Here is a 13,631-nt window from a genome sequence, read left to right as displayed (position 1 = left end):
CCGAATGTAACGACAAACTCAAAGGAGAGCATTATGAGCACGCCAAAACACTGTCCCGGTTTTGAACAATTCAAAAATCTGCAGTCCTTTACCTGCAAATGTCCCAAATGCGACACTGAAAAAGAAATCTTTTCAGATGAATTTGAAAAATCCCATAAATGCGCCAATTGCGGGGAAGAGATTGACTTTACCTCCTGCACCTATGAGGCCGGTTAAATACTTAAAATCCCCCTCGACCTCCAGGCCGCAGGGGGCACCTCTTTTCCTTTCATGGTGACGGGGCCCGCACGGCAGATAAAAATATATTCAAAATATGAACATCGTCACCCGATTTTATTCAACTTTATAGTTGACAATAAAAAGGTTGATCTGTATACTTTTCGTTTTTAAGATTCATATTCGTGTCTTAAAATAATATGTTTTTGTGAGTATAAATGAACGATCTTTTTCCTGCGGCAGCCTATGTTAAAACCGATTAAACAACAAAAAATCTCAGACCAGGTTTTTGAACAGATCCGGGAGTTGATTTTCAAGGGGAAATTCAAGCCCGGCGAAAAACTGCTGCCTGAAAGGGACCTGGCCAAGAGCCTGAACGTCAGCCGGACCAGTGTCAGAAACGCCATTTCCAGACTTGTCACCATGGGGCTTATCGTCAACAAACAGGGACAGGGAACCTTTGTGGCCGTGTCCGACCCCAAACTTGGCATGCCCTTTTCCAAGGATATGCAAGCCAAAGACGCCACCCTGTTTGACCTGCTTGAAGTCAGGATGGGGCTGGAGTGCCAGGCCGCCTCCCTGGCAGCCAAACGGGCAGACAAGCAGGACATCATGGCCATGGAACAGAGCATCGAAGAAATGGAAAAAGAGATCCGGGCCGGCCAGCTGGCCAGGGAGTCCGATATCTCTTTTCACATGGCCGTGACCTATGCCACAAAGAACCCTCTTCATATCCAGGCCATGAGAAATTTTTACAACCACCTTTTCCACGGCAGCATGGAAAATTTACGTTTTCTCTATAAAGATCCAAAAAATCTTGATTTGATTCTGGAACAGCATAAGGTGATCATTGCAGATATCATGGACCGGGACCAGGACAGGGCATTCAAGTCCATGAAAACACACATCGATTTTGTCTGGAACTTTATCAAAATGAGTGAGAACAAGGCGGTTTCCTCTTTTGAAGCCTACTAGGAACCACTTGGGCTCCAGGTTGCCATCACCTTTCTAATTTCCTTGATTTGCCGGTGAATGTCTTCGGCTCCGATGATTTCCGTTATCAGACAGACGGTTGTTGCGCCCCGGGACAGAACCTCCCCGAGGTTGTGCCGTTTAATGCCCCCGATGGCCACAAAGGGAAAATCATGGGTTTTGGCCACATATTCCAGGTATTCAATTCCCACAGGATCACAGGCATCTTCCTTGGTCTGTGTGCCAAACAAGGGTCCCACCCCGATATAATCGGCCCCGTCTGAAATCGCCTTTGCCGCCTGTTCCGGCGAATGGGTGGAACAGCCCACCATGAGATGGGGGGCCAGTTCCCTGATCTTCTTTACGGGAAGATCGTCCTGGCCCACATGCACCCCGTCAGCCTCCGCCATCAGGGCAATATCCAGAAAATCATTGACGATAAAAATAACCCCGGCATCCCGGGTGATCCTCCGAATTTCAAGGCATTCTTCCAGCATGATTTTACGGCTTTTCAAATGGGATTTTTCCCGGTACTGAAGGATATCAATGCCTCCTGAGACCATCTGCCGGGCGGTTTCCGCATTGGTCCGGCCCAGGGAAAATTTCTCTCCCAGGATGCCGTAAATTCCTGCCGGAAAAACCGGTTTGCCTTTTCTGCTTTTTTGTTTATCTGACGGGTTCATCCTGATTTCCTTCTATAGGGCTGAAAACAAGGGAAGCCAAAATTGAAAAAACAAGGGCGATCTTGGAGGGAAAAGCCGGAAAAACCCATAAAAGGGTTGAATCAGCACATTCCCTACGCCGGTACTAACCGTATCAGGTTCCAAGGGTTGAGGCTTGTCCCTGCCTCTCTCAGCCCTGCGCCAGGGCCAGGGTACCTTTGTCAAGGCCCAGGACAGGGCGGCACTTGAAGGCCCCCTGGCAAAGGCCATGAAAGACCAGGACGCCTCCCTGCAAGACCTGCTGGAAGTCCGGATGGGTCTGGAGTGCAATGCCGCGGCCCTGGCGTCCAAACGTGCGGATACATCCGATCTGAAGGCCATGACCCGGAGCATTGAAGAAATGATGGCGGAAATCAAATCCGGGCGCATGGGCACGGAGGCGGACACCGCCTTTCATATGGCCATTGCCTATGCCGGGAAAAACTCCCTGCACATCCTGATCATGCGAAACTTTTACGACTATCTTTTCCTGGGTATCAAAGAGAATCTGGCCTCCCTTTACGAGACCCCTGAAAATATTGAAATCATTTTAAAACAACACAAGGCCATCTTTGATGCCATCAAGGGCCGGGACCCCGAAGCCGCCTATGCTGCCATGCACGAACACATCAGCTACGTGATGGATCATTTCAGGCGCCAGGCTGAATAACAAACCATATCCATTTCAGGAGAAAACAAATGAAACGCTTTTGCTTGATTTTTCTGATCGCCTTTTGGGTCGTTGTCGGGTGCTCCTCAGACCAGCAGAAAGCCGACAAATTCACCCGGGAAGGGAAAACCTTCTTTGAAAACCAGGAATATGGCAAGGCTGAAATCCAGCTGAAAAATGCCGTCAAATTGAATCCCGGTTCTGTTGAAGCCTACCGAATCCTGTCCCAGATCTACCTGAAACAGAAGAATGGCCAGGACGCCTTTGCCGCATTCCTGCGACTGGAGCAGCTGGAACCTGAGAATCTTGAGACAAAGCTCCAGGTGGCATCCTTTTATCTGTTGGCCAAGAAAAGAATCGAAGCCGGGACGAGAATTGATGATGTGCTGGAAAAGGAACCGGAGAATATCAAGGCCCTCTATCTCAAGGCCGGCCTTTTGAGCAGTAAAAAAGAAGATCTTGAGGCCATTGAGGCCGTATATGACAGGATACTGGAACTTGATCCCGGGCAGACCAGAGCCATGCTGGTGCTTGCCAAGATATACCAGGCCCAGGGAAAAACAACCAGCATTGAAACCATCTTAAAAAAAGCCGTACAGACCGATCCCGAAGACATCAACACCCACAGGGCATTGTTCGGATATTACCTGGCACACAGGCAGGTTGATTCTGCCCGGTCCGTGCTGGAAAATCTCGTGAGCCAAAGGCCCGAGGACATGGAACCCAGAATCATGCTGGCCACATTTTATTCGGGCACCCAGAACACCGATCTGGCTGAAAAAGAATATTTAAAGGCCGTTGACCTGGCACCGGAAAATCCCCTTCCCCATATGCTCATTGCCCGGTTCTACAACTCCATGGAAGAGCCTGACAAGGCCGAAGGGTATATTAAAAAGGCCCTGAGCATCGATCCTGACCATGACGGGTTGAAAACCGCCTATGCAGATTTTTATTATCTGCAACAAGATTTTGAAAAAGCGGAAAAAATGGTGGATGAGGTTCTTGCCGGCCGGCCCGACTTTCCCCAGGCCAAGGTCTTAAAAGGAAAGCTGCTGGCCTCCCAGAAAAAACTGGACCAGGCCGAACAGATCTTTCAATCCCTTTTAAGCGGAGAACCCGAGTCGCCTGAGTACAATTTTTTCCTGGGCTCCATATTCCTTGAAAAAGGCAAGCCTGACCAGGCCCTTCCCTTTTTTTCCAAAACCCTGGAAAAAAGCCCCAATCACTACAGGGCAAGGCTGATGACAGCAGATATTTATTACCAGAAGGCCGATTATTTCCTGGCTGAATCCGAAATAGAAAAGGCCCTCAGATCCCGGCCCGGGGATTACCGGGCCCTCCTCTTAAAGGGCAATATCCACGCGGCACAAAAGGAGACAAAAAGAGCCGAGGCGGTTTACCAGGAACTGATCCAGACCCATCCGGACAACCCTGCCGCATATTTCAGGCTGGGCAACCTTAAAATGGCCGAAAACAAACCCGAACCCGCCCTGGATGCCTATGAAAAGGCACTGGCCATCAACCCCGGCCTCATGGATGTTTTCACCAATGTGATCCGGCTCCATGTGTCCCGGAAAGAGTTTCAGATTGCCATGGATAAATGTGATGCCCAGTTAAAGGCCGCAGGAGAAGAAAACCCCATTGTTGCCTCCATTATCCTGGGGCTGAAGGGCAATCTGCTCATGGCCCTCCAAAAGCCGGCCGAGGCCGAAAAGGTCTTTGCCCTTTCCATTGAAAAAAATCCCAAATTCATCCAGCCCTATCTCTCCCTGGCCATGATCTACAATGCCGAAAAAAATGAAGCAAAAGAACTCCAGACTTACAAGGACCTGCTGGCCAACCGGCCGGACCAGGCCGGCTCCCACTCCTATCTCGGCACCCTTTACGAAAAAATGGGAGAGGATGTCCTGGCAGAGGAGCATTATAAAAAGGCCCTGGGCCTGAACCCGGAATATATCCCGGCCATGAACAACCTGGCCTTTTTCTATGCCGAGCGGGACCGGGAGATGAACACGGCCCTGGACCTGGCCCGGAAGGCCAAGGAACTCGGAGGTGAGGTACCGGCCATAATGGATACCCTGGGCTGGGTCTACTATAAAAAACAGGTGTATGACTCGGCCATTGAAGAGTTCGGCAATTGTGTTGAAAAAGAACCTGAAAACCCGATTTTCAACTTTCACCTGGGTCTGGCCTACAATAAAAAATGGGATTATGCCAATGCTGAAAAATTCCTGAAAAAGGCCCTTGAACTGGAAAAAGACTTTAAGGGTGCGGATGAAGCCAGGAAAATCCTGGAACAGATGTAATCCGGGAAGGGTTTATGAGATCCTGGAACCGCTCTGATCATCGGACGTGTCCGGGGCGGATGACGGGTTCATTTCATTCTTGCAAAAGGGGCAGAACAGGCTGGCCACGTTGTTTGCGTCCATGATGGTTTCAGACTTAAAGGTCATTTCAAAGGGATTGGATCCCGGAAAAGAGCAATTGTTGTTCGTACAGACATATGTTGTATCCATGATATCACCTCAATCAATTATAGAATATTTACTTGCATCCATTATACGGAATCCATGTTAAGAAATCATTAAAATTCTTTTCATGGGCGGCCCGGTTATATCTTCTGTTCCACCCCCTGAAAACAGGGAATACACATCCGGGTCCCGTCAAAGAGGCGGATCCGGGTTTCCATGGTCATTTCACCGCAGGTGTCACAGGGGATGCTCTTTAAAATCCGGGCCGGCCGGACCGGGGGAGCATCAATCTCCTTGGAAACAAAAAGCGCATCAAGGTCCGCATTCATGATCTGGTGGATTCTCTGGCTTCTCCTTTCCCGGACAAGGGTCTGTTCCTCTCCCGTTGCCCGTCCTTTAAGGGCCCTGGCCATCAGATCACGGGTGAGCTCGGCATCTTTTTCAGATTCCCTGAAATCGTCCCTGAACAATGCCCTGAAACCTTTTCCGACATCCCGGTCATAGAAGGTGAACGCGGATTTTCCCCAGTCCCTGTGGACCAGATTTCCCTTGCCAAAGGAACACCCCGTGAGGAACTGGATGGCATCCACCCCGCACATGTCGGTCTCGGTCACGCACAGGGCTGATTTTGATTCATGGATGTCCAGCTTTTCCATTGCCAGCTCAGAGGCCCTGATCCCGATGCTGAGGCCCGGGCAGTTGTGGCCGTGGAATGCAATGGTTTGTTCGATCAATTCTTTTTCAATGGAACAGGCCATGGATGGTTCTCCTGATTTCAATTGTGTCTGTTCCGGAATATAAGTCCTGGAAAGCCGATTTCAATGTTATCTGAAATATTTTCCGGGATCGGTCCAGGCCTGATTCTCTAATAAATGATCCTCCAGCCGAAAACCTGTCCGACCGGAGGATGAAATTTAAGAAGGCTCTTTCTTAATTATTATCTGTTTCTTACCCCGTGGCCAGGGTCATGCGTTTATCCCCCCTTTCCAGGGCCAGCTCCGTGAGGCGGTCCGCCGGAATATGGCAGAGGATCTTATGCCCGTTTTTCAGCTTCTGGAATTCAGGGGCCTGCTGTGTACATATATTCCCATTGTCCGGCAGTTCCCTGCGCCTGGGACACCGCGTATGGAAATAACATCCAGCGGGCTTGTCCATGGCCGAGGGCACATCCCCGGCAAGGACGATGGACTGACGCTTCTGACGGGGGTCCGGAATGGGGACCGAAGAAAGCAGGGCTTCGGTATAGGGATGGTAGGGCGGCGGATATATGGAGTCAACCGGCCCGAATTCCACTATCTGGCCCAGGTACATGACGGCAATAAAATCGGAGATAAATCGTACAACGCTCAGGTCATGGGCGATGAAGATCATTGTGGTGCCCATCTCTTCCTTGATTTCATTGAGCAGATTGAGAACCGCCGCCTGGACCGATACATCCAGGGCGGAAACCGGTTCATCGCAGATCACCATGGAGGGACGGCTGGCCAGGGCCCGGGCAATGCCCACCCTCTGCTTCTCCCCCCCGGACAGCTGTCTGGGGTACCGGTCATAATAGTAGGAGGCCAGTTTTACAGCCCGGAGAAGCCGTTCCACCTCTTCCCGGATCTTTCCCCTGGGCGCGGTCCCGAACTTGCGGATGGGTCTGCCGATCTGCTTTCCGATGCAATAGGAGGGATTGAGGGTTGAATCCGGATTCTGGAACACCATCTGAAGCTCCCGGATCAGGGATAGATCCCTTTGCTTCACCGGCTGGGTGATATCAAGCCCCATGAGGTCACAATTTCCAGAGGTGGGTTTTTCCAGCCCTATGATTCCCTTGACCAGGGTGGACTTGCCGCAGCCCGACTCCCCGACCACCCCCACGGTGCTGCCCTTGATCACCTTCAGGGAGATATCATCCACGGCCTTGACGTATTTTTTCTTTTCCATTCCCAGTATGGCCTTGAGGGAAGGATTCCGGTCCTTATACCAGACCCTCAGCTTGTCCACGCCCAGAAGTTTGTCCATGGTAACCAGTTCATCGTCATCTTCGGGCACATGGACCAGTTTCCTTTTCTGTCCCCGGACAAAGTCATTCCATGGGGTTTTCAGGGTTTCCCTGCCCAGAAAGCACCGGGATTTGTGGTCATCGCTGATATCTTTCAGCCTGGGATGTTCAATGCGGCATTTTGCCACCAGACTCTTGTCGGAAAGCCCCATTCCCTTTTCCAGCCAGTCGCATCTCGGGGCAAAGATACAGGAATCCTTGGCCCGTTCCGACGGATGGGGCACCCGTCCCCTTATCGACCAGAGCCGGTTGTTGGACAGGCTGTCCCCCAGCCTCGGTACACAGCAGAGCAGGCCTCTTGTGTAGGGATGGGCCGGATTGGCGAACATCTCCTCTATGGGCCCCCTCTCCACCATTTCCCCGCCGTACATGACACAGAGGCGGTCAGATACCTTGGCCACCACGCCCAGGTTATGGGTGATGAAGATGATGCCCGTGTTGAAATCCTTTTTCAGATCTTCGATGAGCTCCAGGACCGCCGCTTCCACGGTCACATCCAGGGCCGTGGTGGGCTCGTCCATGATGAGAAGGGAGGGGTTGTTTAAAAGGGCCATGGCAATGATTACCCTCTGCTGCTGACCACCGGAGATCATGTGGGGATACCGGTTCATAACATTGGCCGCATCGGGCATGTAGACCCTTTCCAGCATGGTGATACACCGGTCCCTTGCCTCGTCCCGGGTCATGTCCGTATGGGCCGTCAGCACTTCAGACAGCTGGCTTCCCAGGGTCAGGGAGGGGTTCAGGGCCTGCATGGGGTCCTGGTAAACCATGGAGATATTGTTGCCCCGGATCTTTCTGAGCTCTTCTTTCGGGGTGCCCACCATCTCCTTGCCCATGAATTTGATGGAGCCCCCGACCACCCTTCCGTTGGCCCCCAGAAAATCGAGGATCCCAAAGGCGATGGTGCTTTTACCGCATCCGGACTCCCCCACCACACCGACGGTTTCCCCGTGGCGGACCGTAAAATTCACCCCACGGACCGCCGGCACATCCCGCTTCCGGGTTTTATATGATATGGCAAGATCCGTTACCTCCAGTACCGGTACTTCAGATGCATTTTCCATGGCCACCTTTACTTCCCCAAATGTTATTCCTCAATTGCTCATTCTCAATTATCAATTGTTTTACTGGTACCGCATGGACTCTTCCCGGATACCGTCGGCCAGAAGGTTGAGACCAACGACCAGGGAAGCAATGGCCAAAGAAGGCCACAGGGCCGCCCAGGGACTGCCTGTCAGGATAAAGGCCCGGCCCTTGGCCACCATGGATCCCCAGTCCGGAGACGGTGGCGGCATGCCAAGCCCCAGAAACCCCAGGGTCCCCATGGCAAATATGGCATATCCGACCCGGAGCATGGCGTCGATGATGATAGGGCCCCGGGTATTTGGCAGGATTTCCACAAACATGATGAACCAGGCGCTCTCTCCCCGGGTTTCAGCGGCCCGAATGTACTCCCGGGTCTTGATATCCAGGGTCAGACTCCTCACCAGCCGGGCAATACCGGGAACCCCCACAATGGAAATGGCAATGACCACATTGATGGCCGATGCCCCGATGGCCGCAACGATGATTAAATAGAGCAGGATCACGGGAATGGCCATCATGGCGTCCAGTAGCCGCATCACGATTTCGTCAATCCAGCCCCCTTTGTATCCGCCGATCAGCCCCAGTGCGGATCCGATGAACAGGGCGATCACCACCCCCCAGATGGCGGTTCCGCCGGGCAGGGAAATCTCCTCTGTAACCGGAAGCACCACCAGAACCACCCGGGCGCCGTAAATCAGGCGGGACCACAGGTCGCGTCCCAGTTCGTCGGTACCCAGGATATGCTGGGCAGACGGTCCCTGGTTGGGTGCTTTCCAGTCCTGGTCATAGGGAGTATAATCGGTCAAATACGGGGCAAAAACGGCCACAAAAACCCAGAACAGAACAATGGCAAAACCGACCATGGCTATTTTGGAGCTGAACAGAATGCCAAAGGCCTCTTTGAGCTGTTTTGATTTGGTTTTCCCGTTATTCGTCTTTTGCTTCTCAGGCATATCGTATCCTCGGATTCAAAAATGTATAGATAATATCGGCGATGAGCTGAGTGCCAACGGCCACCATGACCATAATCATGGCCCCCGCTTCCAGGGCATTGAAATCCTTGTAAAGGGCGGATTCCAGCAGATAGGCCCCAAGACCCGGATATCCGAACACCACCTCCACGATCACGATCCCGCCCAAAAGCCAGTTGACGTGAAGCATGATAACGGTAATGGGTGCGATCAGAGCGTTTCTCACGGCATGCTTGAATACCACCTGTTCATAGGGAAGGCCCTTAAGGAAAGCCGTCCGGATATAGGGGGATTTCATGACCTCCACCATGGAGGCCCGGGTGATGCGAAGCACATACCCCAGTTCGATGAGGGTCAGGGTTAACACCGGCAGAATCAGCATCATGGGTTTTTCCCAGGGAGCGGAGGTACCCAGGACAGCGGCACCGGGAAGCAACCCCAGCCACACGGAAAAAATCAAGGTCAAAAAGATACCCGTGGCAAACTCCGGGACAACGGAAAACATCATTCCGCCGACAGACAGGAACCGGTCTTTGAAAGACCCCTCCTTGAGGCCTGCAATCATGCCCAGGAGGAGGGCCAGGGGCATGACGATGACAAAAGCCGTCCCGGCCAGAACCACGGAATTGCGCAACCGGACAAAAAGGCTCTTGCTCACAGGCCGGCCGGTCCTGAAGGAGATCCCGGGATCCCCTCTGAGAAAACCTTTTTTAAGCGGGATATATTCCTTGGGACCGCCGGAACTCTCCATCCATCCCTTGCCCATGACAAATACCCAAACCTTCTCCGTATCCCCTTTAACCCAGCGGACTGCGTGATTCTGCCGGTCGATCCCCCAGAACTCCTGTTTGCCGCCATCAATAACGACCCATCGTTCATTGTCCGTGAATTCGGTTTTGCTGCCGTCGGCCTTGATGTTAATGGCCACGAGATCGTCACCGTCTACCTTCCACCGGATCAGGGAACCGTCGGACTTGACCGCCCACCATTCCTCAAACCCTTTCTGGGTGGTAATCTTCTTGATGGGCATGTTGACCTTCTTTTTTGCGATCCAGTCATTTCCGATCACCCAGTGGAAATAACGGATATACATGGGCTGATCCAGACCGTTCTGGCGGATAAAGGATGCCTCCTGCTCAGGCGTGATAAAGGCTCCCAGAACATTTTTGGCGATGTTGCCGGGAGAGGACTCCGCAATAATGAATACGGCTACGGAAACCAGAATCATGGTTAAGAACAACAAGAAAAAGCGTCGGAGAATAAAGACAATCATAAAAACCCCTGCTGACTTGGTTTAAACCGCCCCCAGGCCTAAACGGCCTGGGGGCGGTCCTGATGCGGGCTTATGCGAGTGATACGTCGTTGAACAGCATGTAGCCGTTGGGATGGCCGTCAAGGCCCTTGACATTGCTTCTGGCGACCATCCATACAGACCGCCAGTAACCGATGGCGATGGACCCCCGGTCATACTGGATTTTCTGCAGTTTGCAGAACAGCTTGCGCCGTTTTTCCACATCCAGGGTACCGTTGGCCTCTTCCAGGATCTTGGAGAATTCCTCATCCACCCAGCGGGTTTCGTTCCAGGCAACGGGCTTGCCGTTTTCATCTGCTTTATAGGCCAGATTCAGCACCATGGTGCCCAGGGGCCGGTGGGTCCAGGGGGTAATCCCCAGGTCCACTTCGGTCCATTTTTCCCAGTACTGGGAGTTGGGCATGGTCTGAAGGTTGATTTTGAATCCACCGGCAATGGCGTCCTGTTTGAGGATCTCAGCATACCGGACAACGTCTGGCCAGCCCGAACCCACGGCCATGTTGACGGTAAGGCCGTTGGGATATCCGGCTTCGGCCAGCAGTTTTTTGGAGCCTTCCGGATCATAAGCCGGTACCGGCATCTTGCAGTATTCCGGGTGCAGGGGATAGACATGAAAGTCCTGTCCTTCCAGGCCCTGTCCCATGTAGGAAAGCGCCAGAATCTTTTCATGATTGTGACATTTTTTCAAAGCCAGACGGACCTTTTCATTGTCCCAGGGTTTGAGATCCACGCGCATTCGAAGAACCCGGGCGGATGCCGTGGGAGCAGACAGGATCTGGATATTCGAATCATCCTTGAGGGCCCGGTAGATGTCCGTACCGCCGATATCGGACAAATCGATAAAATCAATGTCTTTGCTCTTGATCGCGGAAATCATGGGCGCAGTTTCCGTACCCATGTCGATAAATTTCATTTCATCCAGATAGGGCAGGCGCTTGCCGTCTGCTCCTTTGCGCCAGTAGTCTTTCCGGGCTTTGACTACTGCCAGTTCGCCTTCGCGATAAGTTTCCAGGGTATAGGGTCCTGTGCCGTGGGGTGCTTTGAGAAAATCACCTTCAAAAGTCTTGTGGTTAAGGATCTGGGCCGGATACTGGAACAAATGCTCGGGCACGGCGATTTCAGGAACCTTCAGATGAAGTTTGATCTGGTAGTCATTGGTCTTTTCGATTCCATTGGCATCCAGATAACCGCCGACCATACCCTTCATGGAAGATCCGACCGTCTCATCCAGCCACTGGTTAAAGGTGAAGACAACGTCGTCCGCGGTAAAGGTGTCGCCGTTATTAAACTTCACCCCTTTCCTGACGTTGAGAGTCCAGGTCTTCAAATCATCACTGGCCTCCCAGTTTTCCAGAAGATACGGATGGGTAATGTTTTTCCCGTCGGTCAGGGTCAAATACTCGGCCACCTGACGGGTTACGTTGGATGCGGCAATCCAGGAATAGGTTGCCGGATGGGCAATTTTCTGGAGTGCTGTTGCAATTTTCAGTGTGCCGCCACGCTTTACCGTGCCTGCAAAAGCTTTGGATACCCAGGGCAATCCTGCCATCTGGGTGGCGGTAAAGGCTGAAACCCCCAACAAAGTCGACATTCTAAGGAATTCTCTTCTCGAGAGTTTTCCTTTTTCCATGTCGTTTTTCAGGTCGTGTACTGCCGGATGAATTCTTTTTTTCATACTTACCTCCCTTTGCTTTGATGTAGATTGGACTGAAATATTTTTCATGCAAAATATTTGATTCTGAATTTTACATGTATCATACATGCCACACTGATTATTGCAATTTTTTTTCTATATTTTTTCCTTGTTTTATCCGATGACAGAAAAGCTGGAATCCTTGTTGATCTCCCGGTTCCGGCTGAAAAACCCGATGTCCAGGGTACGGTCGATATACTTCATCTTATACTGCAGGGGGTCCCTGTCGTGATTGTTTCCGGCCTCGCAGTACTGGATCAGCTCACTCATAAAAGAACCCACGGCCGGGGCATTTTTATATTGGTTCCCGCTGGTGCCGATGGCCAGGTAGAACCCGGGCAGATCCGATTTGTCATAGATGGGGTACCAGTCGTCGGACACGTCGTAAAGATCGACCAGGCCCTGGTTCTTGTTCGGTATGGGCAGGTCCGGGACCCTCATGGCCTGGCGCATGGCCTGGGTTTTGAGCTGGTCCGTAAAGTTCTGATTGTAGTCATCCGGGTCCACATACTCCAGGGGATCGCACTTGGGTTCTTCCGATCCGATGAGCCAGTGGTTTCCCGTTTCCGGCCGGGTATATACCCCGGTGTCTGAATCCGAGGTGATCACCCCTGTATTTTCCCAGTCTACCCCCTGGGGACTGGGCACATGGGCCACTTCCACCCTCAGGGCCCGGGTCTTGATGTTCATCTTGTCCTCAATGCCGGCCATCCGATTGATAAAATAAGAGTGGGGTCCGGCCACATTGACCACAATGGGGGCTTCAATCACGGTACCGTCTTTCAAGGTCACGCCGGCGGCACGGCCGTCTTTTGTCAGGATATCCGTCACCTCGGCGTTGAACATGAAGTCGCCGCCCACGTTCCGAACCGCCATCTCCACGTTGTGAGTGGAGAGTTTGGGATCACTCACATAGCCGGATTCAGGCACATAGACGGCCCCGTTTATGCTGGGACCGGTGGGCTTGCCAAACTCCGGATCATCCATGAGCTTCTGGGGATGATAGGATCTTAAATCCGGATTGGGCAGGTACTGCTTCATATCCCCTGGACTCAGTTCCCGGTATCCAACGCCCAGGGCATCCAGGGATTCCATCACCGGGGCCAGGTTTTTGTTGATGTCCGACTTGAACACCATGGCGCCGGTGTTTTTATAGTAGGCCATGCCGTCGGGATCCGTGACATTGAGATACCGATTCCAGTCCAGCCAATAGTAATACCCCTCCCGGGCCAGGGCCACGCCCTCGGGGGAAGAGTAGTAAAGGCGGATAATTGCGCAGGAACCGGCTGTGGAGCCGAATCCGGACCCACCCAACTTGTCGATATTAAGGGTTTTATAGCCTTTGAGAGCCATTTCATAGGAAATGCAGTTCCCGATAATGCCTGCCCCGATAATGACTGCATCGTATTGCTTATTGTTCATATATTTCTCCGGAATCATCCATCCAGGGGATGTTCATCTTATCAATTTTTCAATGATCTTTGGTACA

General features: G+C 52.1%; 12 protein-coding genes. 4 read left to right on the top strand and 8 right to left on the bottom strand.

All coding sequences use genetic code 11. From position 1 onward, the window contains the following. Positions 1-33: 33 nt before the first annotated feature. Together F608_RS0115435 and F608_RS0115430 are read left to right on the top strand one after the other, a co-directional pair. Complete coding sequence (locus F608_RS0115435) at positions 34-216, top strand: hypothetical protein (protein ID WP_022666555.1); 183 nt, start codon at positions 34-36, stop codon at positions 214-216. 246 nt (positions 217-462) lie between these two features. Then, positions 463-1,191 (top strand): FadR/GntR family transcriptional regulator, encoded by a 729-nt coding sequence (locus F608_RS0115430; RefSeq protein WP_022666554.1) that lies wholly within the window; start codon positions 463-465, stop codon positions 1,189-1,191. On the opposite strand, the gene thiE is transcribed toward F608_RS0115430, so the two are convergent. Then, complete coding sequence (gene thiE, locus F608_RS0115425) at positions 1,188-1,871, bottom strand: thiamine phosphate synthase (RefSeq protein ID WP_022666553.1); 684 nt, start codon at positions 1,869-1,871, stop codon at positions 1,188-1,190. The two genes, F608_RS0115430 and thiE, sit on opposite strands and share 4 nt — an antisense overlap. 154 nt (positions 1,872-2,025) lie before the next feature. Between thiE and F608_RS32195 the strand changes: the two genes are divergently transcribed. Beyond that, positions 2,026-2,559: a FadR/GntR family transcriptional regulator gene (locus tag F608_RS32195; RefSeq protein ID WP_022666552.1), complete on the top strand. Its 534-nt coding sequence runs from the start codon at positions 2,026-2,028 to the stop codon at positions 2,557-2,559. Between the two features lie 29 nt (positions 2,560-2,588). Next, on the top strand, positions 2,589-4,865 hold the full coding sequence (locus F608_RS0115415) for a tetratricopeptide repeat protein (protein WP_022666551.1): 2,277 nt from the start codon (positions 2,589-2,591) through the stop codon (positions 4,863-4,865). A 12-nt stretch (positions 4,866-4,877) separates the two neighbouring features. On the opposite strand, the gene F608_RS32190 is transcribed toward F608_RS0115415, so the two are convergent. The 7 genes from F608_RS32190 to F608_RS0115380 all read right to left on the bottom strand — a co-directional run bounded on the left by F608_RS32190 (position 4,878) and on the right by F608_RS0115380 (position 13,564). Next, positions 4,878-5,075, bottom strand: coding sequence for a hypothetical protein (locus F608_RS32190; protein ID WP_022666550.1), 198 nt, complete (start codon positions 5,073-5,075; stop codon positions 4,878-4,880). Positions 5,076-5,170: 95 nt separating this feature from the next. Further along, positions 5,171-5,788, bottom strand: a complete 618-nt coding sequence (locus tag F608_RS0115405; RefSeq protein ID WP_022666549.1) for an FmdE family protein — start codon at positions 5,786-5,788, stop codon at positions 5,171-5,173. Between the two features lie 190 nt (positions 5,789-5,978). After that, a complete protein-coding gene (locus tag F608_RS32185) occupies positions 5,979-8,144 on the bottom strand; it encodes a dipeptide ABC transporter ATP-binding protein (protein WP_022666548.1) in 2,166 nt (721 codons plus the stop codon). Between the two features lie 60 nt (positions 8,145-8,204). After that, positions 8,205-9,119 (bottom strand): ABC transporter permease, encoded by a 915-nt coding sequence (locus F608_RS0115395; protein ID WP_022666547.1) that lies wholly within the window; start codon positions 9,117-9,119, stop codon positions 8,205-8,207. After that, a complete protein-coding gene (locus F608_RS0115390; protein ID WP_022666546.1) occupies positions 9,112-10,410 on the bottom strand; it encodes an ABC transporter permease in 1,299 nt (432 codons plus the stop codon). Before F608_RS0115390 ends, F608_RS0115395 begins: the two co-directional genes overlap by 8 nt. Before the next feature lie 70 nt (positions 10,411-10,480). Continuing rightward, positions 10,481-12,124, bottom strand: coding sequence for an ABC transporter substrate-binding protein (locus F608_RS0115385; RefSeq protein ID WP_022666545.1), 1,644 nt, complete (start codon positions 12,122-12,124; stop codon positions 10,481-10,483). A gap of 132 nt (positions 12,125-12,256) precedes the next feature. Then, positions 12,257-13,564, bottom strand: a complete 1,308-nt coding sequence (locus tag F608_RS0115380) for an NAD(P)/FAD-dependent oxidoreductase (protein WP_022666544.1) — start codon at positions 13,562-13,564, stop codon at positions 12,257-12,259. Positions 13,565-13,631 lie beyond the last annotated feature (67 nt).

Source organism: Desulfospira joergensenii DSM 10085, assembly GCF_000420085.1.
GTDB lineage: Bacteria > Desulfobacterota > Desulfobacteria > Desulfobacterales > Desulfobacteraceae > Desulfospira > Desulfospira joergensenii.
The sequence above is the reverse complement of the archived record's forward strand: the minus strand, read 5'-3'. Positions and strand labels throughout refer to the sequence as shown.

Excerpts from the sequence above, each read along its gene's own strand:
- F608_RS0115385 (WP_022666545.1), bottom strand. The coding sequence starts at position 12,124 with ATGAAAAAAAGAATTCATCCGGCAGTACACGACCTGAAAAACGACATG.
- F608_RS0115435 (WP_022666555.1), top strand. The coding sequence starts at position 34 with ATGAGCACGCCAAAACACTGTCCCGGTTTTGAACAATTCAAAAATCTG.
- thiE (WP_022666553.1), bottom strand. The coding sequence starts at position 1,871 with ATGAACCCGTCAGATAAACAAAAAAGCAGAAAAGGCAAACCGGTTTTT.
- F608_RS0115390 (WP_022666546.1), bottom strand. The coding sequence starts at position 10,410 with ATGATTGTCTTTATTCTCCGACGCTTTTTCTTGTTGTTCTTAACCATG.
- F608_RS0115415 (WP_022666551.1), top strand. The coding sequence starts at position 2,589 with ATGAAACGCTTTTGCTTGATTTTTCTGATCGCCTTTTGGGTCGTTGTC.
- F608_RS0115395 (WP_022666547.1), bottom strand. The coding sequence starts at position 9,119 with ATGCCTGAGAAGCAAAAGACGAATAACGGGAAAACCAAATCAAAACAG.
- F608_RS0115405 (WP_022666549.1), bottom strand. The coding sequence starts at position 5,788 with ATGGCCTGTTCCATTGAAAAAGAATTGATCGAACAAACCATTGCATTC.
- F608_RS32190 (WP_022666550.1), bottom strand. The coding sequence starts at position 5,075 with ATGGATACAACATATGTCTGTACGAACAACAATTGCTCTTTTCCGGGA.
- F608_RS0115380 (WP_022666544.1), bottom strand. The coding sequence starts at position 13,564 with ATGAACAATAAGCAATACGATGCAGTCATTATCGGGGCAGGCATTATC.
- F608_RS32185 (WP_022666548.1), bottom strand. The coding sequence starts at position 8,144 with ATGGAAAATGCATCTGAAGTACCGGTACTGGAGGTAACGGATCTTGCC.
- F608_RS0115430 (WP_022666554.1), top strand. The coding sequence starts at position 463 with ATGTTAAAACCGATTAAACAACAAAAAATCTCAGACCAGGTTTTTGAA.